At 68.2% G+C, this 20,164-nt stretch carries 20 protein-coding genes and 1 pseudogene; 12 read left to right on the top strand and 9 right to left on the bottom strand.

Annotated elements, in window-relative coordinates; genetic code table 11:
* Positions 1–151: 151 nt before the first annotated feature.
* On the bottom strand, positions 152–1,771 hold the full coding sequence (locus ACYQ1Z_RS18015; RefSeq protein ID WP_459793916.1) for a serine hydrolase domain-containing protein: 1,620 nt from the start codon (positions 1,769–1,771) through the stop codon (positions 152–154).
* A gap of 259 nt (positions 1,772–2,030) precedes the next feature.
* On the bottom strand, positions 2,031–3,539 hold the full coding sequence (locus ACYQ1Z_RS18010; protein ID WP_459793915.1) for an HNH endonuclease signature motif containing protein: 1,509 nt from the start codon (positions 3,537–3,539) through the stop codon (positions 2,031–2,033).
* A gap of 211 nt (positions 3,540–3,750) precedes the next feature.
* On the opposite strand from ACYQ1Z_RS18010, the gene ACYQ1Z_RS18005 reads away from it, so the two are divergent.
* A complete protein-coding gene (locus ACYQ1Z_RS18005; RefSeq protein WP_459793914.1) occupies positions 3,751–5,256 on the top strand; it encodes an MFS transporter in 1,506 nt (501 codons plus the stop codon).
* A gap of 25 nt (positions 5,257–5,281) precedes the next feature.
* Here the strand turns inward: ACYQ1Z_RS18005 and ACYQ1Z_RS18000 are convergent, their stop codons facing one another.
* From ACYQ1Z_RS18000 to ACYQ1Z_RS17990, 3 genes are read right to left on the bottom strand one after another with little or no spacing between them, the layout of a single operon-like run.
* Positions 5,282–6,544 (bottom strand): MFS transporter, encoded by a 1,263-nt coding sequence (locus ACYQ1Z_RS18000; protein ID WP_459793913.1) that lies wholly within the window; start codon positions 6,542–6,544, stop codon positions 5,282–5,284.
* Positions 6,545–6,566: 22 nt separating this feature from the next.
* Complete coding sequence (locus tag ACYQ1Z_RS17995; protein WP_459793912.1) at positions 6,567–7,571, bottom strand: bile acid:sodium symporter family protein; 1,005 nt, start codon at positions 7,569–7,571, stop codon at positions 6,567–6,569.
* Positions 7,572–7,614: 43 nt separating this feature from the next.
* The gene (locus tag ACYQ1Z_RS17990) at positions 7,615–8,121 is read right to left on the bottom strand and encodes an N-acetyltransferase family protein (RefSeq protein ID WP_459793911.1); all 507 of its coding nucleotides are present in this window, start codon (positions 8,119–8,121) and stop codon (positions 7,615–7,617) included.
* Positions 8,122–8,246: 125 nt separating this feature from the next.
* Between ACYQ1Z_RS17990 and ACYQ1Z_RS17985 the strand changes: the two are divergent.
* From ACYQ1Z_RS17985 to ACYQ1Z_RS17970, 4 genes and pseudogenes are all read left to right on the top strand, one after another.
* Positions 8,247–8,360, top strand: a pseudogene (locus ACYQ1Z_RS17985) (aldo/keto reductase); the annotation flags it as partial.
* Between the two features lie 201 nt (positions 8,361–8,561).
* Positions 8,562–9,956: an OFA family MFS transporter gene (locus tag ACYQ1Z_RS17980; protein ID WP_459793910.1), complete on the top strand. Its 1,395-nt coding sequence runs from the start codon at positions 8,562–8,564 to the stop codon at positions 9,954–9,956.
* 1 nt (position 9,957) lies between these two features.
* Positions 9,958–10,101 carry an MFS transporter small subunit gene (locus ACYQ1Z_RS17975; RefSeq protein ID WP_459793909.1) on the top strand — a complete coding sequence of 48 codons (144 nt, stop codon included), beginning with the start codon at positions 9,958–9,960 and terminating at the stop codon, positions 10,099–10,101.
* A gap of 187 nt (positions 10,102–10,288) precedes the next feature.
* Positions 10,289–11,170: a GmrSD restriction endonuclease domain-containing protein gene (locus ACYQ1Z_RS17970; RefSeq protein WP_459793908.1), complete on the top strand. Its 882-nt coding sequence runs from the start codon at positions 10,289–10,291 to the stop codon at positions 11,168–11,170.
* A gap of 57 nt (positions 11,171–11,227) precedes the next feature.
* Here ACYQ1Z_RS17970 and ACYQ1Z_RS17965 read toward each other — a convergent pair whose 3' ends face one another.
* The 3 genes from ACYQ1Z_RS17965 to ACYQ1Z_RS17955 are packed head-to-tail and all read right to left on the bottom strand — an operon-like array spanning position 11,228 to position 13,476.
* Positions 11,228–11,725 carry a methyltransferase family protein gene (locus tag ACYQ1Z_RS17965; protein ID WP_459793907.1) on the bottom strand — a complete coding sequence of 166 codons (498 nt, stop codon included), beginning with the start codon at positions 11,723–11,725 and terminating at the stop codon, positions 11,228–11,230.
* Positions 11,722–12,567, bottom strand: coding sequence for an alpha/beta fold hydrolase (locus ACYQ1Z_RS17960; RefSeq protein WP_459793906.1), 846 nt, complete (start codon positions 12,565–12,567; stop codon positions 11,722–11,724). Before ACYQ1Z_RS17960 ends, ACYQ1Z_RS17965 begins: the two co-directional genes overlap by 4 nt.
* A 27-nt stretch (positions 12,568–12,594) precedes the next feature.
* The gene (locus tag ACYQ1Z_RS17955) at positions 12,595–13,476 is read right to left on the bottom strand and encodes a potassium channel family protein (protein WP_459793905.1); all 882 of its coding nucleotides are present in this window, start codon (positions 13,474–13,476) and stop codon (positions 12,595–12,597) included.
* 148 nt (positions 13,477–13,624) lie between these two features.
* On the opposite strand from ACYQ1Z_RS17955, the gene ACYQ1Z_RS17950 reads away from it, so the two are divergent.
* The 5 genes from ACYQ1Z_RS17950 to ACYQ1Z_RS17930 all read left to right on the top strand — a co-directional run bounded on the left by ACYQ1Z_RS17950 (position 13,625) and on the right by ACYQ1Z_RS17930 (position 16,714).
* Positions 13,625–14,236, top strand: a complete 612-nt coding sequence (locus tag ACYQ1Z_RS17950; RefSeq protein ID WP_459793904.1) for an RNA polymerase sigma factor — start codon at positions 13,625–13,627, stop codon at positions 14,234–14,236.
* The gene (locus ACYQ1Z_RS17945; RefSeq protein WP_459793903.1) at positions 14,233–14,490 is read left to right on the top strand and encodes an anti-sigma factor family protein; all 258 of its coding nucleotides are present in this window, start codon (positions 14,233–14,235) and stop codon (positions 14,488–14,490) included. Before ACYQ1Z_RS17950 ends, ACYQ1Z_RS17945 begins: the two co-directional genes overlap by 4 nt.
* Positions 14,491–14,508: 18 nt before the next feature.
* Positions 14,509–15,294 (top strand): methyltransferase domain-containing protein, encoded by a 786-nt coding sequence (locus ACYQ1Z_RS17940; RefSeq protein WP_459793902.1) that lies wholly within the window; start codon positions 14,509–14,511, stop codon positions 15,292–15,294.
* Positions 15,295–15,385: 91 nt separating this feature from the next.
* Positions 15,386–15,955, top strand: a complete 570-nt coding sequence (locus ACYQ1Z_RS17935) for an OsmC family protein (RefSeq protein WP_459793901.1) — start codon at positions 15,386–15,388, stop codon at positions 15,953–15,955.
* 96 nt (positions 15,956–16,051) lie between these two features.
* Positions 16,052–16,714: a dihydrofolate reductase family protein gene (locus ACYQ1Z_RS17930; protein WP_459793900.1), complete on the top strand. Its 663-nt coding sequence runs from the start codon at positions 16,052–16,054 to the stop codon at positions 16,712–16,714.
* 48 nt (positions 16,715–16,762) lie between these two features.
* On the opposite strand, the gene ACYQ1Z_RS17925 is transcribed toward ACYQ1Z_RS17930, so the two are convergent.
* Entirely contained in the window at positions 16,763–17,842 is a 1,080-nt protein-coding gene (locus ACYQ1Z_RS17925; RefSeq protein WP_459793899.1) for a glycerophosphodiester phosphodiesterase family protein, read from the bottom strand.
* Between the two features lie 343 nt (positions 17,843–18,185).
* Between ACYQ1Z_RS17925 and ACYQ1Z_RS17920 the strand changes: the two genes are divergently transcribed.
* Both ACYQ1Z_RS17920 and ACYQ1Z_RS17915 read left to right on the top strand, forming a co-directional pair.
* Positions 18,186–19,568 carry a GmrSD restriction endonuclease domain-containing protein gene (locus ACYQ1Z_RS17920; protein ID WP_459793898.1) on the top strand — a complete coding sequence of 461 codons (1,383 nt, stop codon included), beginning with the start codon at positions 18,186–18,188 and terminating at the stop codon, positions 19,566–19,568.
* A 77-nt stretch (positions 19,569–19,645) separates the two neighbouring features.
* The coding region (locus ACYQ1Z_RS17915; protein WP_459793897.1) for a PASTA domain-containing protein at positions 19,646–20,164 on the top strand (519 nt) is incomplete at its 3' end.

The following is a 20,164-nucleotide window of genomic DNA, read 5'->3' as shown; positions in this document are numbered from 1 at the left end:
ATGTCAGCCGCGGATGACCGGCAGTTTCGTTAATTCTGAGTCGAAAATGGACTACAGGCTGTCCAGCATTTCGGCCGGTGACCGCAATAACGCCGGTGCTACCTCAGTAGATAACTGCCAAGGCCGGAGGCAACAGGGACGAAAGGCCCTCTCATCCAAATGGTGAGGTTCTTGCCCTCGGCGGTGCCCGTCTTGTGCGGCTTCGATGCCAAGCGAGCAGCCACACCGTCCGGGGGAGCGACCAGAGCAGCGCCAGGCCGAGGACCGGCACCAGCATTACGCCAACGTCGGGGAACTGGCGGATGATGACCTCCAGGCCGGTGTCGAATTTGGCGGGGGCGTAGCTTAAGCACAGCCACAAAGCGAACGCATCAAGGACCAGCGCGCCGACCCCCACCGACAGGAGCCGCAGCCTGCCATAACGCCCGGGCGGCCGCGGAAACAACACGCGCAGCGCCAGCCACAAGCTGAGCAGTTCCGTGACCAGGAGCACCAGTGCCACCGCCCAGCTGTAGCGCTGCAGCCAGTCCTCGTGCACCACGGCCGGCACCGGCTCCTGGCCATGCAGGATCCGCAGGATGTTCGTGTCGATCGACTTCAGCCGCGACGGAGCCGAGGTGTCGTTGGCGTTGATGACCAAGGCGACACCCAACCCGGAGGACGGGACCATCGCCAGGTACGTGTGCGAGTTGCCCCATTCGCCCTGGTGCTCGGCCAGCAACGGCAGGCCACTCCCGGAACCGCCGGGCCTCGCACCACCGGAGCCCGCCGGCAGGGACTCCTCCAGCGGCCGGGTGAACCACCCCATCGCGTACATCTTCGACCCGTCGACCCTGACGCCGGGCGTGAGCATGGTCCGAACACTGCCTGGTTGAAGCATTCGCGGGCCACCCGGAATGGAGCCGTCGCCCAACAGCATCGCTAGCTCGCGGCCCAGATCATTCGCCGAGGAGTACATGGTGCTTGACGGCATTCCGGTACTTGGCGCCGGCACCTCCGTCGGTCGCCAAAAGGAACCAAACCACCGCGAGTAGCCAGCGGCCGCCCCGTCAGCACGGGCGGCAGCACGGTTCGGATGGCTGTGCGCCATGTCCAGCGGCCCGAAGACGTGCTCCCGCATGTAGTCCCCGAAAGGCTGCCCGCTCACTGTCTGCACCAGCAGCCCAAGAACGTTGAAGTTTGCGTTGGCATAGCCGAACGCCTCGCCGGGTACGCCTGCCAGGGGTGCTGTCGACAATGCCCGGATGCTTTCCTCCAGCGCCTCCGGGCCCTGCGCAAACGATCCCTCGAATGCGGTGTCCCTGGACGCCATGCCGCTGGACTGGTTGAGCAGGTGTCGCACGGTGATCGCGGACGAGCGGCCGTCCCGCAGCGCGAACCACGGAAGGTACGTCTGCACCGGCTCATCCAGCCGGAGGCGGCCGGCCTCCACCTGCTGAAGCACTGCGACTGCAGTGAGGGACTTGGTGGTCGAAGCCAGCAGTACCGGTGTGTCCGTGGTCATCGGCCGTCCAGAGCCGTCGGCTCGGCCGAACGCCGCGGAGTGCACCTGCTTCCCGTCGTTCAGCACGACGACGGCCGCACCAGGGAGCCCCAGCTCCGCCATCTGCTTGCGCAGGAAGTCGTCCACGGCACCCAAGGCACCGTCAGGGATGGCCGCTTCTGGTGAAGGCACGACGGCGGCAGGAGACGCCGGGACAGCTGCACCGGAGAGGACGATGGCCAGCAGGCACGGGAGGATGCAGCGCGCGAACCAGGTAAACCTCCGCATGCCCACACCCGCACTTAGCCGCCAAGTTCCCTCACGGTAGGGCCAGCCCGGACGGAACACAAGCTTGAGGCCCGAAAGCCTGGGCCCGAAAGCCTGGGGCCCGGAAGCTTGGGGCCCGGAAACATGAGGCCTGGAAGCTTGAGGCCCGGGGCGAAGGCCGCCGGACATGACTGGGGGGCAGCCTGATGGCGGGAAGGCGGCATGATGGAGGCTTTCCTGTTGGCCATGGCATGGACTGGCCGGGTCCGACCCTGCCCGGTCATCGTGAGAGGAGCTGGACCAGTACCCCCTCCAGCGGACTGATGTCGGATAAATCGGCTTTCGACGGAATGCTTCTCGGTGGACTGCTTTTCGGCGGACTGGTTCCCTGTGGGAGGATGCCGAGTGGCCATTGTGGTGGTTCGCGGTCGGGTTGTTCGGCTTGGTAGTGGCGGCCGGTGGGTGAGGTCCAGCCGGGTGGTTCGTCCTTGGTCGCGGCGGTGGGTTGCCATCGGCTGTTGTGTTTTAGGCGGTGGTGGCGTGGGCAGAGTTGTGCGAGGTTGCTGATGCCGGTGGTTCCGCCGTGTTGCCAGGCTGTGAGGTGGTCGGTGTCGTTGTCGAGGCTGTTGTTGTTGCAGCCGGGGAAGACGCATTTGCGGTCCCGCAGCTGCAGGATTTTTTTCATGGCTTTGGTGAGGCGGTAGCTGGTGCGGCCGATTTCCAGGGGTGTTCCGTCGCGGGGGTCGAGCAGGACGCGGCGGAAGGAGTCGGCGCCGCCGGCGAGGAGTTCGCGGGCCATGGAGGCGGGGATGGGTCCGTAGCCGTCGAGTTCGGCGGACTCATCGGTGAGGCCCAGCAGTGCGAAGACCGGGACGGTCACGAGGACATCGGCGCGGGGCGTGGGGGCCCCTGTTGGGCTGAGGCCCGCGGCCGGTTCCGGAGGAGCGCCCGTCGTGAGGAGTTGGTGGGTGAAGATGTCGGCTTTGAGCTGGGTGAGTGTGCGGGGGTCCTCGGGGTTTTGGAGGCCGCGCGCTATGGCTGTGGTTCTGTTCAAGATCGCCATGACATTGTGCGCAGGCAGGTAGGCGGAGATCCAGGCCATCCCGTCCCGGTCCGGGGTGTATTCCACCCGCCGGTCCGCGGCGCTCTTGCGGTGGCGTTTTTCGATGGATTCGGGGTGGTGGCGTTCCCGCCAGCTGCGCACCTTTGCCCGTAACCGACCGGGCACCAGCTCCGATGCCGGGCAGCCCCTGGCAGGGTTGGGTGCCTCGGGGTCGAGGAAATGCTCCACCAGCGCGGCCGCGGCCGGGTGGTCCAGGGCCTCGGTTTCGTCCGCGAAGATGCGGGCCTGCTGCCAGGACAGGGCCCCAACCGAGAGGGCATCCATGACCGGCGGCAGCGAATACACCTGCCGGGACTGGGTCACGAACGCGGACGCGGCCCCGGAACTGATGGTCAGGATCCCGGCGATCTCCTCGATGGTCGACATCTCGGTGTAGGTCCGCTCGTGCAGGGGCGCATCCGGGGGAGTCATGGCCTGCTGCAGGTCCATGGCTTGGACGGCGGACCTGGCTTTTCGTGCAGCGGCCTGGGCCTCCAGCTTTGACTCGAGCCCCAGGCGTTCAAGCCGGATCTCATACGCCCGCTGAAGAACATCCACACCGTCTCCGGCCACAGCCGAAGCACTGGCAGATGCGAGGGCAGCGTCCTCGGCATCAAGCGCGGCGAGGGCGGCAACGGTGGCGCAGATAGCCTCCAGTCCTGTCCCCGCTGCCGCCCTAATTCCCATATCAGCATCTTCTAATGGGGGTCTGACATTCCCGCCAAGCGGCCTTCGCAAGGCGCGCGCCGCCGTCGTGCGTTCCTCAAAAAGGCAACCATTGTTGCCCCGGGGCGCCAGTGGCAAGATGGGCGGAGGTGTTGGGCTGTTGCCGCCCATGGGGGCAGGAAGAACGACGGCGTGGGCCCGGCTTGGCGAGCGATGCAGGCGGTGACCAGCCATGACAGAGCACAACAGGCAGCGGCGGCTGAAGGTATCGGACGTCAACGTCGTTAACCGGCGCACGCTGCGGAAGGCGCTGGGCGGCACCATCGTGGGCAACACGATGGAGTGGTACGACGTCGGCGTGTTCGGCTACCTCATCACCACCATGGGGCCGGTGTTCCTGCCCGAGGCGGACCGGGCCGTGCAGAACCTGTTCCTGCTGGGCACCTTCGGCGCCACGTTCATCGCCCGGCCGCTGGGCGGGATATTCTTCGGCTGGCTGGGCGACAAGATCGGCCGGCAGAAGGTGCTCGCCATGACCCTGATGCTGATGGCGGTGGCGACGTTCGCCGTCGGCCTGCTGCCCGGGTACGCGGTGCTGGGGATCTGGGCAGCGGTGCTGCTGGTGGTCCTTAAACTCATCCAGGGCTTCTCCACCGGCGGCGAATACTCCGGCGCCACCACCTTCGTCTGCGAGCATTCGCCGGACCGCCGCCGGGGCTTCTACGTCAGCTTCCTGGACATGGGAAGCTACCTCGGCTTCGCCGCCGGCGGGCTGGTGGTGTCCATCCTGCAGCTGACGCTCGGCCAGGAGCAGATGGAGGCGTGGGGCTGGCGGATCCCGTTCCTGTTGGCCGGCCCCCTGGGCGCCGTTGCCGTCTACTTCCGCATGAAGATCGAGGAGTCGGCCGCGTTCAAGGCCACGATGGAAGCCGAGGCCGTGGCCGCCAAGCATCCCGAGACCGGCGAGGACCTCCGGCCCGTGGGCCCCATAGGCATCCTGAAAGCGCACTGGCGGCCCATCCTGCTGGCCATGATCCTCGCGGCCGCCGCGAACACCGTAGCCTACGCGCTCACCTCCTACATGCCCACCTACCTCACCACCAACAAGGGGTACAGCGAGGTGGACGGGACGCTGCTGACCATCCCGGTCCTGGTCGCCATGGCGCTGTGCATCCCGTTCACCGGGCGGCTTTCCGACCGGATCGGCCGCCGGCCCGTGCTGTGGATCGGCGCCGGCAGCACCGCGCTGCTGGCGGTTCCGGCGTTCCTGGCGATTGCGGCGGGCAGTGTCCCCATGACCCTGCTGGGCCTGGCCCTCATCGCCTTCCCGGTGGCGTTCTCCGTGCCCAACCTCGCCTCGGCGCTGCCGGCATTGTTCCCCACCGAGCACCGCTACTCCGCCATGGGCATCGCTTACAACCTGGCGGTGGCCATCTTCGGCGGGACGGCGCCGTTCATCATCGCCGCCCTCATCGGCCTGACCGGCGACGACATGGCCATCGCCTACTACCTCATGGCCGTGGCCGCGATTGCCGCTGTCGCCATCCACTTCCTGCCCGAATCTGCGCGGCGGCACCTGCCGGGGTCCATGCCGAACGTCGAGTCGGAGCAGGCGGCCCGGGAACTGGTGGAGACGCAGGACAACAACCCGCTGCTGGACGTGGGCACGCTGCCGTTCGAGGAGAGCTTCGAAGCCGCCCGGGCAGCGCACAAGCCCGGCAAGCCGACGGTGATGTAAGGCTTAGGACGTACGACGGCGGCACTCACCGCCGCGGTGACGGCACCTTCCGCGGCCGTACGGCAAGGAACACGGCCAGGGCAGCAGCCTGGATAACGGTGACCGCGACGGCCAGGGCGACCGTTGACCGTTCGTAGAGGAGGCCGATGAGGACGCTGCCGGCCAGCCACGCGAGGCCATAGCAGGCGGTGAAGATCCCGTAGGCGCTGCCGCGCCGGTCCGCCGGGGCGAGTTCGGCGACGGCGGCGCGCATGGTGCTTTCCTGGACGCCCATGGCGGCGCCCCAGAGCAGCACGCCGACGACTGCCAACGTTGTGTTGTTGCTGAAACCCAGCCACGGGACGGCTGCCGCGAACACGGGAAGGGCAAGGAGAACCTTCAGCTTGATCCGGTCGTAAAGCCAGCCGGACGCCAGGGCCGCTGCCGCGTCGACACCCATCGCCACGGCGTACAGGACGGGCACGAGGGCGGGCGGCAGCAGTCCGGTGGCCACCAGGTGGAAGGACAGCAAACCGAAGGTTGCGTAACCCAGCATGGTCAGGCTGCTGAACGCCGCGTAGAGCCAGTACTGGCGGGGCAGCTTGGACGCCGTTTCTGTTGTCATGGGTGCCGGAGCAGGAGTTGTTGCTTCCGTGCCTGGGCCGGGCTGATCCGGAAGCCCCGCCATTTCGTAGACCGAAGGGTTGGGGACGCGCCTCCGCAGCCAGAACAGAAGGGCCATGGCGGCCACCCCTGGAAGGGCCAGCAGCAGGAAACCCGGACCGTAACTGCCCGACAGGGACAGGGCCACACCCACCAGCAGCGGGCCGAGGAACGCCCCCGTCTGGTCCAGTGCTTCGTGGAAGGCGAAGGTCTTGCCACGGCCCAGTCCCGTGCCTGCCTCGGCGAGCATGCTGTCCTTGGCTGGGCTCCGCACAGCTTTGCCGAGGCGCTCGACGAGGACCAGCACGCAGGCAACCCACAGGGCGTCGGTGATTCCCAGCAGCGGCACGGACGCGGCGGTCAGCGCGTAGCCGCCGATCGCCAAGGCCCACCGGAGCCCGGGCCGGTCCGCCAGCCGTCCGAACAGTATCCGCAGCACCAGGGCAACGGCTTCGCCTGCGCCGGTGATGACGCTGATGAGCAGGGCGGAGGCGCCCAGGACGCCGAGGAACGGGCCCGTCACGCTGCGGGCGCCCTCGTAGACCATGTCCATCAGCGCGCTGACGATCCCGAAGACCAGGATGAACCGCAACGCGGTCAGGGGCGGGCCTGCCGGATCAGGGCGTGGACCACCGGTGCCGCTCATGCGCGGCACCCGCCCGCGTCTGCTACTCGGTGGCCGCCACCGGAACGGACTCGTTCCCGCGCACGGCGGGAGCGGTGCGGCGGCGCCAGTACGCGGCCAGGACTGCACCGGAAACGTTGTGCCATACGGAGAAGATAGCCCCGGGCAGGGCTGATTCGGGAGTCAGGTACTGCCGTGCCAGGCCGGCCGCGAGGCCGGAGTTCTGCATGCCGACCTCAACGGCGGTGGTGCGGCGGGACGCGACGGGCAGCCGGAACAGCCGGGCAGCCGCGTAGCCGAGGGCGTAGCCCAGGCCGTTGTGCAGGACGACGGCGGCGAGGACCAGGAGCCCGGCGGAGAAGATCGCCTTGGCGCTTCCGGATACCACGGCAACCACCACAAACGTGATGGCCAGGACGGAGATCCAGGGCAGGGCGGGCAGCGCCTTGTTGACCAGGCGCGGCAGGAAGAGCCGGATCACCAGCCCCAGCAGTACGGGGAACAGCACGATCTGGACGATGGACCAGGCCATGGCGCCGGCGTCCACCGGCATGTACTGCCCGGCCAGCCACAGGGCGAGCACCGGGGTCAGCAGGGGAGCGAGCAGGGTCGACACAGTGGTCATCGCCACGGACAGGGCCACGTCCCCCTTGGCCAGGTAGGACACCACGTTGGAGGCGGTGCCGCCGGGGCAGCAGCCCACCAGGATGACACCCGCCGCCAGCGCGGGCGGCAGCCCGAGCGCCACGGAGATCAGCCAGCCGAGGAACGGCATGATGGCGTACTGCGCCACAACCCCGATCAGCACCGGGACGGGCCGCCTGGCGATGGTGGCGAAGTCAGGGGGCGTAAGTGTCAGGCCCATGCCGAACATGATGATGCCCAGGAGCGGGTTGATCCACGGGGCCAGGCCGGTGAAGGCTGACGGCGCGGCAAGCGCGATGCCGCCTCCGGCCAGAATGAGCAGGGGGAAAAGTGTCACGGCCACGCGGGCGCTGCGTTCCTCGGCGGCAGACGCCGGTGCGGAGGACTCGGATAAAGAAGACATGCCTACCGGACTATCACAATGAGTGCCGGCTCCCGGAATCGGGTCAGGCTGGCACCGTTCCTGTCACCTGTGGGGGCACGGTAGGTCCCAAGGCCTTGCGGAACAACACCAGGTCGTCACCGTCTTCCCAATAGTCGCGGATCCGGGCTTCTTCGTCATACCCGTTCCTCGCGTAGAACTTGCGGGCGCCGAGGTATTCAGGCGACGCCGATGTTTCCACGAGCAGTAGCCGCTGGCCCCGCTCGCGCAGGTCCTGTTCGGCTCTCACGAGAAGGGCTGTACCCCGTCCCCTTCCCTGGCGGCCGGGGTGGACAGCAATCATGGTCAGGTCCCACACCCGGTCAGCCGGCGGTTTGGGCTGGTAGTACACCACCCCCACCGTCTGCCCCTCATCGGCGTCCACCAGGCACATGTGTCCTTCGGCCTGCCCGGTCTCGAAATAGCTGTCCATCATGCTTTCAAGGAATGCCCGTGCCTCCGGCGGGAACAGTTCGGCCTCGATTACCAGTTGAACGACAGATGCTGAGTCGGTCGGAACTGCTTGCCGCATACGCACACCTTTGCTTGGACCGGGGGCTGAACCGGAACGGGAGGCAACCATTGCCGGGGCAGTGTCAGCAATACAGAGGATAGTGCCTGCTGATGCCCGTAGCGAGGGCCGTACCGGGTGAAGCAGCGTTTGCCGACATAGTCCGGGCAGGCAAGGCGCGCTACATCGGTGTGTCTGAGTGGACCGTCGACGAGATCCGGCGGGGCGTGGAACCGGCCAGGGACCTTGGCGTCCACCTGTTCGTGGAACGTGCCTGACCGCTCACCGTGAATCCGGTACCGCTCGCCGCAGGAGTTACCCGAGGGTAAGTGATGTGCACCATGATGGCCGGAGGCCGCCGCGCTTAGGGGACTTTTGGCACTGGTAGCCAGCAGGCCGGACCGGCAGCAGGCCGGAACCGCGGCAGGACACCGACGTCTTTGGGGAGCAAGGGAGCAACTATGGGCTGGCTGGACCGAGAACGAACCATCGCCCCGCCGGGGTTCAACCGCTGGCTGGTGCCACCGGCGGCGCTCGCCGTCCACCTTTGCATCGGCCAGGCCTACGCCACCAGCGTCTACAAGACCGCGCTCGTGGAGCACTTCGGCGCCAGCCTGACCGAGATCGGCGTGATCTTCTCCATCGCCATCGTGATGCTCGGGCTTTCCGCGGCGGTCATGGGCACCTGGGTGGACAGGAACGGCCCGCGCAAGGCGATGTTCACCTCGGCCGTGTTCTGGGCCGGCGGCTTCCTGATCGGCTCGCTGGGCATCTTCACCCAGCAGCTGTGGCTCGTGTACCTCGGGTACGGGGTGGTGGGCGGCATCGGCCTGGGCATCGGCTACATCTCGCCGGTCTCCACGCTGATCAAATGGTTCCCGGACCGGCCCGGGCTCGCCACCGGCATGGCGATCATGGGCTTCGGCGGCGGCGCACTGATTGCCAGCCCCGTCTCCACCGCGCTGCTTAAGGCGTACGATCCCGACTCCGGCGCGCAGGGCTGGGTGGCCAGCGGCGACGCCGTCGGCCGGCTCTTCCTGACGCTCGCCGTCGTCTACCTCGCCTACATGCTCTTCGGCGCGTTCACTATCAAGGTCCCCGCCGACGGGTGGCGGCCCGACGGGTTCGACCCCGCGAAGGTCAAGGCCGCCAAGCTGGTGACCACGGAGAACGTGTCCGCCAAGAATGCGGTGAAGACCAAGCAGTTCTGGCTGGTCTGGGTCGCCCTGTTCTGCAACGTCACCGCGGGCATCGGCATCCTGGAGCAGGCCGCGCCCATGATCCAGGACTTCTTCAGGGCGTCCGACGGCGTCTCCGCGGTGAGTGCCGCCGTCGCCGCAGGCTTTGTGGGGCTGCTGTCCATCGGCAACATGGCGGGCAGGTTCGCCTGGTCCGCCACGTCCGACGTGACCGGCCGCAAGCGCATCTACATGGTGTACCTGGGCGTCGGAGCCGTGCTGTACACGGTGCTGGCGCTCGCCGGGTCCGCCACCACCGTCCTGTACGTGGCGCTCGCGTTCGTCATCATCTCCTTTTACGGCGGCGGCTTCGCGACCGTCCCGGCCTACCTGCGGGACCTGTTCGGCACCTACCAGGTGGGCGCCATCCACGGCCGGCTGCTGACCGCCTGGTCCGCCGCCGGAGTGGCCGGGCCGCTGATCGTCAACGCCTTCCTCGACGCCCAGGGCAAGCCCGGCCAGCTGGACGCCGCGTCCTACCAGCCGGCGCTGCTGACCATGGTGGCGCTGCTGGTGGTCGGGTTCCTCGCCAACCTGATGGTCAAACCGGTGGACGCCCGGTTCCATGAACCCCGGCCCGACCGCGGCCGGGCCCACGAACCTGTATTGGAGGCCTGAGATGAGCACCGCACACACTTCCGGCGCACAGGCGCGCACCAAGGTATCGGCCGGCAAGCTCGCCATTGCCTGGGCGCTGGTGGGAATACCGCTGGCCTACGGTGTCTTCCAGACCCTGACCAGGGTGGCTGCGCTGTTCGGATGAGCGAAGGCGCCAGCCTTGCCCGCGCCGGACGCAGCGCAGGGTTGGCGCAGGAGTGCTCAAGAATTTCCCCAGTTCCACCAAAACGGCCCTTTCCGGCACACGGTGGGCAATAGGCTCTTCCCCGGCGCGAACGCGGCCACGATGCCATGGCGCCTGAACCTACCGTGCACACAACCTGGGGAACTGCATGTCCATCAACACGTCCTTGCCTGAAACCATGCTCGCGTCCGGCACCCGCAAGGCGGCCGCCGTCGTTCTTGCCGCTGTCCTGGGCCTCTTCACCGGTGCCATGCCGGCGGTTGGCGCCGACACCCTGGACAGCTCCACCGCAACAGCTGCCGAGCCTGCCGGGGTCGCGGCGGCCGACCTTCTGGCCACCCTCCCAGTGAAGGGCCGGGCCCCCAAGACGGGATATGAGCGGGCGCTGTTTGGCCCCACATGGGCGGACGTGGACAAGAACGGCTGCGATACCCGCAACGACATCCTCCGGCGGGACCTGACCGAGATCACCTACACCAGCAGCGTTCCCTGTACGGTCAAGACCGGCATCCTGGCCGATCCTTACACGGGCACCAGCATCAACTTCATCCGCGGCACAACAACCAGCAGCGCCGTGCAGATCGACCACGTGGTGGCGCTCAGCGACGCCTGGCAGAAGGGCGCCCAGCAGCTGACCACGGAGCAGCGGACGGCGTTCGCCAACGATCCGCTGAACCTCCAGGCCACGGACGGGCTCACCAACCAGCAAAAGGGCGACGGCGACGCCGCCACCTGGCTGCCGCCCGCCAAGGGCTTCCGGTGTGAGTACGTCGCCCGGCAGGTTTCCGTGAAGGCGCGGTACGGCCTGTGGGTGACGCAGGCTGAGCATGACGCCATCGCCGGCATACTGGCCAGCTGCCCCGGGCAGCCGGCGCCGGCGTATGTCGCAGCCGCCTCCAACGCCGCTGTTGTCTACTACGCCAACTGCGCGGAGGCGGTGGCTGCCGGCGCAGCGCCGCTCTACGCAGGAACGGCCGGGTACCGCTCCGGGCTGGATGGCGACGGCGATGGGGTGGCCTGCGAGGGGTAGGACAGCCGGCCGGGCGCAGCCGCCGACGGGCCGATTGTCCCCGGCATCGGCTCCTTCTTAGAGTCCGATGTAGCGCGGAACCTTCTCCGCGTAGCCCGGGTAGGTCTGCGGGAACTGCCGGGCCAGCGTCTCCTCCTCGGCGACGACGAAGCGGTGCTCGAGCAGTAACTGGGCGGGCAGCGTCAGGAAAACCCACGCTGACCCGGACATGGTCCCCGCGCCGAGCTCGATGAGCCACCAGCCGACGTACATCGGGTGGCGGGTCAGCGCGTACGGCCCGGTGGTGACCAGCTCCTCCGGGTGCTCCAGCGCGAAGGGCCCGGCCGACCGCCGCCGGCGTTCAGCCAGCGCCCACGCGTTCAGGCCGACGCCCGCGCACACCAGCGCTGCCCCGGCCGCCCGGTGAAGGGACCGGGGTACGGACAGCGGCAGGGGGCGGAGCCTGGCCAGGAGACGGTCGAGGACCATCGCGGCCACCACGGGTGCCGGCAGGGGCAGGTTGTCGTAGGCGGCCTTCGCGCGGTGAGCCAGGACGCGTGCGGCCCAGATGCTCATGGCGTGGCCCGCGGTGCGCCGCGCTGGGCAGCCGGGGCGAGGAACGCCGTCGTATCTTCCGCGACCCGTTCCGGGCATTCCCACAGGACGCAGTGTGCCGCGTCGGGGTAGACCTTGAGCACGGCGCCGGGGATCCGGGCGGCCAGGGCTTCCTGGTCGGCTCTGGGCAACAGGTTGTCCTGCGCACCCCACAGGATGAGCGTTGGCGCGTGGATCGTCCCGGTTGCGGTGGGCGGGACGGCATCGCAGAGCCCGTGAAGGATGGCTTTCCAGGCGTGGGCGGGCATGCGGAGGCCGTCCTGGACCAGGTGCTCAAGGTACCAGTCCGGGATGTCGTGCACCCGGGGAAACCAGGACAGGGAGTTGCGGACCCAGGCCTCGTCCAGGGGATCGGTCAGGGCGTACACCTCGTCGGCGAAGGCGGGCCGTCCCTGCAGGCTGAGGGGAGCACCCACCAGCACCAGCGCGGCCACCTTGCCGGGATGCGCGACGGCGAGTTGCTGGGCCACGTAGCCGCCGCTGGAGGACCCGACGACGGCGGCGCGCGGCACGCCGAGAGCGTCCAGGATGGCGGCGGCGTCCTCCGCCTGTTCCGCAAGGGAGTAGCCGTTGGGAGGTTTGTCCGCCCCGCCCTGCCCGCGCAGGTCGGGCGCGTAGACGCGGCGGCCGGTGAGCAGTGGGATCAGCCGGTCGAAGCTGCGGCGGGACTCACCCCAGGCGTGGAGCAGCAGCACGGGCGTGGCGCCGTCGTCGTCCTTGCTGTTGTCTTGGCTGCTGGCACTGACGAAGCAGGGCACGGTAATGCCGGTGCGGAGGCGGAGGTGCCGGACGTCGGCTTCCATGGTTTCAGGGTACGCCCGGCGGGTGCGTTATTCCTCAGCGCGGCGGTGCCGGTGGTGCAGTTCGTAGCTGTCGAACACGTCCGAGGAGGTGTCTCCGGTGTGGCCGAATTTGCCGCGGAGGACCTCGGCCAGCCGGTCCAGGGCCGCGTGCAGCATCCGGCCGGCGAACCGGAGTTCCTCGCTTTCGCTGCCGGTGGCCTGCGACGCCAGCTCATGGGCGTAGGAGATTGTGGCCGGGAGGGACGCGCGCCGCTCCACCTCGCGGAAGTAGTAGGTCTCGTGGAACGCCACCAGGTCGATGCTGATGGTTGCCACGTTGCTGGCGAGGGATTCCAGGAGCCCTGCCGCGTGGCGGGGGTCCAGTGCGGCCAGGCCGCCCGGGCCTGCCGCTTCCCGGAACAGGTTCAGCTGGTGGGCGAGGGCTCGACGGCGGTTCAGGGCGGGATAGGTCTGCAGGATCCAGGAGACAGTGGCGGTCAGCAGGCCGAACCCGGTGACGGCCTGGAGCGCCGAGACCAGCCGAAGGAGCGGGTGGGCGGCCACGATCTCGCCGAACCCCACCGTGGACAGGGTGACCATCGAAATGTAGAGGGCCTCGGCGAAGTCGGCGTGCGGGGGCACGCCTGCACCGTAGACAAAACCGTCCGGCAGGTGCGGCAGGTACAGCAGGGCCCAGCCGATGACGGCGAGGCTTGCCCAGGCGGCGATGACGGTGGCCATGGCCAGCGGTGCGGCGATGGAGGATGCCCGGCCGCGCAGCTTCCTGGACAGGACCCAGAAGCCGCGCATGATGGCGCGGCCGGCGGGACCGGAACCGTGCGGGTAGAGGAGGGTATGGAAGACGTCGGCGAGCATCAGCAGAATCAGCCCGGCACCCAGTACCGTCCAAAGCACGCCCGTGAAGTCCATGCCTCATTTTAGGGTGGGCCGTCATGTGCGGGCGGGGACGAACGAGGCCCGCCGCAAGCCCTCCTACTGCGGTCGCCGGGAACGGTTCGTCGGGAACCAATCCGGCACTGCTGCGTCTTCTCCTTTAAGGAAGAAGGTGTGTGATCCTATGAGCATGGCAACCGAGGCAGTGCGGTCGTCGGCGCAGCACGAATGGTTCGCGGACGAAGTCCAGGCGCTGCTGCCGAAGCTCTACGGTGCCGCGGTGAAGCTGTGCCGCGACCGCACCAACGCCGAGGACCTGGTGGCGGAGGCGCTCACGCGGGCCTGGGCGAAGCTCCCAACACTGGCTGACCGCGGGACCTTCCAGGGGTGGCTCTTCCGGATCCTCACCAACGTCTATATTTCGCAGTATCGCGCCGCCCGTGTACGCCCGGAAGAGGAGTCCCTGGGGGTCGACGCCGAAGACTTTTCGATCTTTGAGCGTATCCACCAGCCGATCCTGTTGTGGTGGGGCAACCCGGAGCAGGAGTTTTTCGACGCGCTGCTGCGGACTGACCTGCAGGCGGCGCTCGACTCGCTTCCGGAGCCGTACCGTTCCGCCGTGGTGCTGGTGGACGTCTATGAGCTGTCCTACAGGGACGCCGGCGCGGCGCTCGACGTACCGGTCGGCACCGTCCGGTCGCGCCTCTCCCGGGGGCGCGCGCTGATGCAGAAGCACCTGTGGCAGTACGCAGGGCCCGGCCGCGGGCCGGTGCAGGGGAAGGGAGAACGGGAATGAGGCCCACATCCATCACCTCGTGCGAGGAAGCCATCCGCGTCCTCGCCGAGCATCTCGACCACGAACTGGGCGGGCGGCTCGAGGCCGAGCTGAATGCCCACCTGGAAACCTGCCGCAGCTGCTGCTCGCGGGCGGAGTTCGAGCGTGAGCTGAAGGCGCGCATCCGCGACCTCGGCGCCGAACCGGTGGACCACGGCGTCGCCGACCGGGTCCACGCCCTCCTGCGCAGCTTCGCGGACAGCCCCACCCCCTGAACCGGAAAGGCCAGTGAGATGGTCGTCATTACTTCGGACCAGCGCCAGGTCATCTTCGACGCCGTCATCGCCATGTATACGAACGTGGCCCTCAGCCCCCAGCAGGGGTACCACTTCCCGACCGGCCGGGCGGCCGCCGAGTACGTCGGCTATCCGCCGGAGCACCTCGACCGGCTGCCCGCCGCGGCGGTCGAATCGTTCGCCGGCGTGGGCTACCCGTTCGCGGCCGGGGTCCTTCGGCCGGGGGACACGGTGCTCGACATCGGCTCGGGCTCGGGAACTGACCTGCTCGTGGCGGCCCTGTCCGTGGGCGCCGAAGGCTTTGTGTACGGCGTCGACATGACCGAAGCGATGCGCGCCAAGGCCAGGGCGAACGCGCGGCTCGCCGGGGCGGACAACGTCGAGGTCCTGGAGGGAAACGCCGAGAACCTGCCCCTCGGGGACGGGAGTGTGGACGCCGTGACGAGCAACGGCGTCATCAACCTCGTCCCGGCCAAACGGAAAGCAATCGCCGAGATGTACCGGGTGCTCAGGCCCGGCGGCTGGGTGCAGATCGCCGACATCGTGGTCGAAGACCTGCCTTCGGAGACCTGCCGCGCGAAGCCGCGGCTGTGGGCCGAGTGCATCGTGGGGGCGACGACGCAGGCCGACTACCTGGGCATGTTCACCGAGGCGGGCTTCACCGACGTCGAACGCCTGGGGGACCTGGACTACTTCGCCGCGAGCAGCAGCGCCTCCACCCGGGCCACGGCCGGCGGGTTCGGCGCCCACACGATGGTGATGCGGGCCCACAAGCCCGCCTAGAACAACAACCCCGCACCACCGGCAGGACGGCGCCAGCAGTCCGCCGGGCAGAACAACCATGTCCACAACAACAACCAGAAGGAGAATTGCCATGTCCGCGCCCACCGAAGCCGTCGAATTGAACGGCATCAGCGTCACCCAGCTCGCCGATACCGTCGGGGCGATCCAGGGCGACCCGTCCATCGCGCAGTTCCGCTTCCGCGCCAGCACCAGCTGGCAGGGCGGAGGCCGGAGCCAGACCCGGATCCAGGGGTTCTACGGTGCAAACGCGGAGGACTCGTCCCGGACGGAGCCCTTCACCCTGGCCGGGGACGAGCCCCCGGTGCTGCTCGGCAGCAACACCGCGCCCAATGCGGTTGAGGCGGTGCTGCACGCCCTCACCTCTTGCCTGACCGTCGGTTTTGTCTACAACGCCGCCGCCAAAGGGATCACCGTGCGCAGCCTCGACTTCGACATCGAGGGCGAGCTTGACCTGCACGGCTTTCTCGGCCTCTCCCGGGACGTCCGCCCCGGCTACCAGAAGATCGGGATCACGTACCGGGTGGACGCCGATGCCTCCGACCAGGAGGTCGACGAGCTGTGCCGCTACGTCCAGCGCACCTCGCCCGTGCTCGACATCGTCCGCAACCCGGTCGAGGTCACCCTGGCCCGGAGCCGATGAATCGAGGACAGGCCGCACCCGGATAGGCCGGAGGCCTTGAGCCGCGGGGATTAACCGCCCTACAGTGGCTGCCACCGACACTTCAGGAGCGATGCCATGTCCCTCGTCCGCGTGCACAACTTCTCTGTCTCCCTCGACGGCTTCGGCACCGGCGAGGGCCAGCAACTGGAGGCGCCGTTCGGGCACGCAGGCACCCGGCTCCTGGAGTGGGCCTTCGAGACGCGGACGTTCCGGGCGATGGGCCTGCACGGGGAGACGGAAGGGTCCTTCGGCGTCGACGAGGCGTTCGCCAGCCAGTGGGGGACCGGGGTGGGCGTCGAAATCATGGGGCGGAACAAGTTCGGGCCCCAGCGCGGTCCGTGGGAGAACGAGGACTGGAAAGGGTGGTGGGGCGACAACCCGGTCTTCCACACACCGGTGGTTGTCCTGACCCACCATCCCCGGCCTGTCCTCGAAATGGAAGGCGGAACAACCTTCCACTTTGTCGACGCGGATCCCGTCTCCGCACTGGAACAGGCCCGCGCCCTGGCCCCCGGCATGGACGTCCGGATCGGCGGCGGCGCCACCACCGTGCGGCAGTTCCTTGAGGCCGACCTGATCGACCATCTGCACGTCGTCCTCGTCCCGATCCTCCTGGGCCGGGGCGAACGGCTTTGGGACGGGCTTGAGGGACTCGAAGAGCGCTTCGACATTGAAGCCACCCCCTCCCCGCAAGGCGTGATCCACCTGGTCTTCACGCGCCGCGCTGCCCGAAAATAACCGGCGCGTGCGCCGGGGGCCATTGCCCCCGGCTGGCAGCCGGAAAGCCTACCCCTCCACCTCATAAGCCTTCGGCAGCTTCAGGCCGCGCTCTTCCATGAGGGTGCGCAAGCGGGTGGGGTAGTCGGTGATGATGCCGTCCACGCCCAGGTCCATCAGCCGAGCCATGTCAGCAGTGGTGTTTACGGTCCAGGGGATGACGGGCAGGCCGAGTTCGTGCGCTTCGGCGATCATCTCCGGGGTGACGGAGCGGAACGTGGGGGAGACGACGTCGTACCCCTGCGCGGCTGCGGCCTTGGGGAGCGAGCCGTCGTAGTCGTCGATGTCGATGCCGCCCAGGTTGCGGCTGGCGCCGGGCTGGCCCACGCCCATCCAGGCGTCGCCGCTGGAGAGCGCCACGAGCGGCAGCTCCGGAGCGAGCTCCTTGGTGAGGTTCAGCGAGGACCAGTCGAAGGACTGCACGGTGGTGCGGTCCGCCATGCCGGAGGCCTGGATCTCGGTGACAACGGCACGGGTGAGGGACTCCATGCCGGCCCCGCCGACCTGGCTGGACTCGACCTTGGTCTCGACGTTGAAGCGCACCTTCTCGGCGCCGGCGTCGCGGACGAGCTGGTAGACGTCCTTGAGCTCGGCGATCCGGTTGCCCTCGATGACGTCCTGCTCCGGGTAGCCGGCCAGCTGCGTGTAGCCGCAGTTGAGGGTCTTGATCTGGGCCAGGGACAGCTCGGCCACGCGGTCGCCCACGTAGGGGAACTTGGGGTCGCCGGCGGTAGCGGGTGCGGTGTCGATGCACTTGGCAAGCTGGATGGTGTCGTCGTGCCAGACGATGACCTTGCCGTCCCCGGTCAGGTGGGTGTCCAGTTCCAGGGTGGTGACACCCAGCGCCAGCGAGTTCTTAAACGCGGCGAGGGATTCCTCGGTCCACTCACCGCGGCCGCCGCGGTGGCTCTGCAGGTCGAAGGAGCCGTTGCGCTCGTTCACCTTAAGCGCGGAGGTGGCGGCGCCGGCAGCGTTCGACGACGGCGTGCCGGCTTCGTTCTCCGTGGTTGCGGCGGCGGGGCCCGCCGGCGAAACAACAGCAGCGGCGATGAGGGCGGCGGTTGCCGCGGCGGTCAGGACTGTGCGCATGGGTGGTTTCCTCCCAGTAAGAAACGTGCGGCCGGTGGGCCGGTGACCTGCCCACGCTAGGGAGGACAGGTTGCGCGTTCCGTGCCGGGAGTTGGAGGGGAGGTTAACGCCGGATGCCGAAAAGCCGGGCGACCTCCCGGCCATTGTTAAGGCCAAAGTCCGCTGTGCGACGCCTGCGATCAAGAAAGGCTCAAGAACAGCTGAATGTTTGCCGAGGATCAACGGATCCGCAATTCCGGCCAGAAGGAGCGAAATAGGCTCAGGCGCGACACATTTGTTCGGCTAAGCAAAGGCCGGCAAATTGCCGGGCCCTATCTCTGCGGCCCTCTAAATGGGGAAAAGAATGTCGAACTACCAGGCCCTTTTCGGCGACCAGCCGCCTGCGCCGAAACCGCCGCAAAAACCGCGCGCCTCCACAGCCGTTGTCGGGGCTATCACCGCACTGTTTATCTTGCTTGGCGCACTGAGCAGCGGAATCGGCGGCGCCCTGATTTTCCTGGCCATTTCTGCCGGGCTCACCGGCCTCTATGTCCTGCTGACCGGACGCCGGTCCTGGGCGTGGCTGCCGGCCAAACGCAAGGCCGGCGCCGTCGCCCTCGCTGTCTCGTTTGTCCTCTTCCTTGCTGGCGGCCTCAGCGCACCGCGGGTGTCCACCGCTGACCTGGAGGCCGCCGCTTCGGAGACCACGGCGACGGCGGCCCCCGGCAAGGCAAGCCCGACGGCATCCGCAACGGTGACGCCGTCGTCCGCTCCCACGCCGAGGGAAACGGGTGCGCCGCTCGACCCCGATACGGCCGCCGTGGCCGCGCAAGGTGACGTGACGGCACCGAAGGCCCAGCCCGCGTACGCGACCAAGGCACTGGACCTGCTGGCCACCCTCCCCATCAAGGGACGTGCGCCGAAGACCGGTTACGACCGTATTCTGTTTGGTCAAGCGTGGCTGGACGTGGACCGGAACGGCTGCGACACCCGCAACGACACCCTCAAACGGGACCTCACCGCCATCACTTACGTCAACAGCGTCCCGTGCAAGGTGAAGTCGGGGATGTTGGCGGACCCCTACACGGGCAGCAGCATCAGCTTCCTGCGAGGGCAGGCCACCAGCACCGCGGTGCAGATCGACCACGTGGTGGCCCTCAGCGACGCCTGGCAGAAGGGCGCGCAGCAGCTGTCCTTTGAACAGCGGACGGCATTCGCCAACGACCCGCTGAACCTGCAGGCGACGGACGGGCCCACCAACCAGAAGAAGGGCGACGGCGACGCCGCGACGTGGCTGCCGCCGAACAAGGGCTTCCGGTGCGAGTACGTCGCACGGCAGATCTCGGTGAAGGCAACGTACGCGCTGTGGGTGACACAGGCTGAGCACGACGCGATGGCGCGGATCCTTGGGGACTGCCCGGGGCAGTTGGCGCCGACCAACGCAGAGGCACCCGCCCCCGCAGCACCCGCACCGGTTGTCGCTGAGCCTGCTCCCGCCGCTCCGGCTCCGGTTCCCGCGGCACCTGCACCTGTGGCACCTGCACCCGCTCCCGCAGCACCTGCAGCCGCGGCGCCTGCACCGGTGCCCGCTGCCCCTGCTCCGGTACCAGCCGCGCCCGCTCCTTCGTCCGTCTACTTCGAGAACTGCTCCGCTGCCCGTGCTGCCGGTGCCGCGCCGTTGTATGCCGGCCAGGCCGGTTACCGGGCTGCCCTGGACCGCGACCGCGACGGCGTTGCCTGCGAATAGCGGCTGGACCACCCGAACCTGGGCGGGGCTGCCTGCCCCGCCCGCATCACCATCCAAAAACGTTCCTAGGGGGAATCATGACTAACGCTGGAAATATGAAGAAGGTCCTGGCTTTGGCTGTACTCAGCGGCCTTATGCTGACCGGTTGCGGCGGCGGCAAGACCGAAGCAGAACCTGCTTCCGCGGCCACCGCTGTCACCACGGCCGTGGCGAAGGTGGCCGTCCCAGGGGTCGTGGGCCTGACGCTGGAGAAGGCGACGAAGCAGCTGGAGGACCTCGGATTCGAGGTGGAAGCCGTGGACGTCGTCGACGGCAAGTCGGTGGTCAAAAAGAGCAACTGGCAGGTGGTCACCCAGGACCCCGCGGAGAAGGCCCAGGCGGACAAGGGCTCCACCGTCAAGCTTGGAGTCAAGTCGCTTGAAAAGATCGAGGCGGAGAAGGCGGCCGCAGAAAAGGCCGCCGCTGACAAAGCTGCCGCCGAGCTGGCGGCTGCTGAAAAGGCCGCCGCCGAGAAGGCAGCCGCGGATGCTGCCGCAGCCGCGCAGGCCGCAGCCCAGGCCGCGGCTGAGCAGGCCGCCCGCGACGCCGCTGCACGC

The organism is Arthrobacter sp. AD-310 (genome assembly GCF_054656615.1).
This window is presented reverse-complemented; position numbering and strand designations above follow the sequence as displayed.

Excerpts from the sequence above, each read along its gene's own strand:
- ACYQ1Z_RS18015 (WP_459793916.1), bottom strand. The coding sequence starts at position 1,771 with ATGCGGAGGTTTACCTGGTTCGCGCGCTGCATCCTCCCGTGCCTGCTG.
- ACYQ1Z_RS18010 (WP_459793915.1), bottom strand. The coding sequence starts at position 3,539 with ATGGGAATTAGGGCGGCAGCGGGGACAGGACTGGAGGCTATCTGCGCC.
- ACYQ1Z_RS18005 (WP_459793914.1), top strand. The coding sequence starts at position 3,751 with ATGACAGAGCACAACAGGCAGCGGCGGCTGAAGGTATCGGACGTCAAC.
- ACYQ1Z_RS18000 (WP_459793913.1), bottom strand. The coding sequence starts at position 6,544 with ATGAGCGGCACCGGTGGTCCACGCCCTGATCCGGCAGGCCCGCCCCTG.
- ACYQ1Z_RS17995 (WP_459793912.1), bottom strand. The coding sequence starts at position 7,571 with ATGTCTTCTTTATCCGAGTCCTCCGCACCGGCGTCTGCCGCCGAGGAA.
- ACYQ1Z_RS17990 (WP_459793911.1), bottom strand. The coding sequence starts at position 8,121 with ATGCGGCAAGCAGTTCCGACCGACTCAGCATCTGTCGTTCAACTGGTA.
- ACYQ1Z_RS17980 (WP_459793910.1), top strand. The coding sequence starts at position 8,562 with ATGGGCTGGCTGGACCGAGAACGAACCATCGCCCCGCCGGGGTTCAAC.
- ACYQ1Z_RS17975 (WP_459793909.1), top strand. The coding sequence starts at position 9,958 with ATGAGCACCGCACACACTTCCGGCGCACAGGCGCGCACCAAGGTATCG.
- ACYQ1Z_RS17970 (WP_459793908.1), top strand. The coding sequence starts at position 10,289 with ATGTCCATCAACACGTCCTTGCCTGAAACCATGCTCGCGTCCGGCACC.
- ACYQ1Z_RS17965 (WP_459793907.1), bottom strand. The coding sequence starts at position 11,725 with ATGAGCATCTGGGCCGCACGCGTCCTGGCTCACCGCGCGAAGGCCGCC.
- ACYQ1Z_RS17960 (WP_459793906.1), bottom strand. The coding sequence starts at position 12,567 with ATGGAAGCCGACGTCCGGCACCTCCGCCTCCGCACCGGCATTACCGTG.
- ACYQ1Z_RS17955 (WP_459793905.1), bottom strand. The coding sequence starts at position 13,476 with ATGGACTTCACGGGCGTGCTTTGGACGGTACTGGGTGCCGGGCTGATT.
- ACYQ1Z_RS17950 (WP_459793904.1), top strand. The coding sequence starts at position 13,625 with ATGAGCATGGCAACCGAGGCAGTGCGGTCGTCGGCGCAGCACGAATGG.
- ACYQ1Z_RS17945 (WP_459793903.1), top strand. The coding sequence starts at position 14,233 with ATGAGGCCCACATCCATCACCTCGTGCGAGGAAGCCATCCGCGTCCTC.
- ACYQ1Z_RS17940 (WP_459793902.1), top strand. The coding sequence starts at position 14,509 with ATGGTCGTCATTACTTCGGACCAGCGCCAGGTCATCTTCGACGCCGTC.
- ACYQ1Z_RS17935 (WP_459793901.1), top strand. The coding sequence starts at position 15,386 with ATGTCCGCGCCCACCGAAGCCGTCGAATTGAACGGCATCAGCGTCACC.
- ACYQ1Z_RS17930 (WP_459793900.1), top strand. The coding sequence starts at position 16,052 with ATGTCCCTCGTCCGCGTGCACAACTTCTCTGTCTCCCTCGACGGCTTC.
- ACYQ1Z_RS17925 (WP_459793899.1), bottom strand. The coding sequence starts at position 17,842 with ATGCGCACAGTCCTGACCGCCGCGGCAACCGCCGCCCTCATCGCCGCT.
- ACYQ1Z_RS17920 (WP_459793898.1), top strand. The coding sequence starts at position 18,186 with ATGTCGAACTACCAGGCCCTTTTCGGCGACCAGCCGCCTGCGCCGAAA.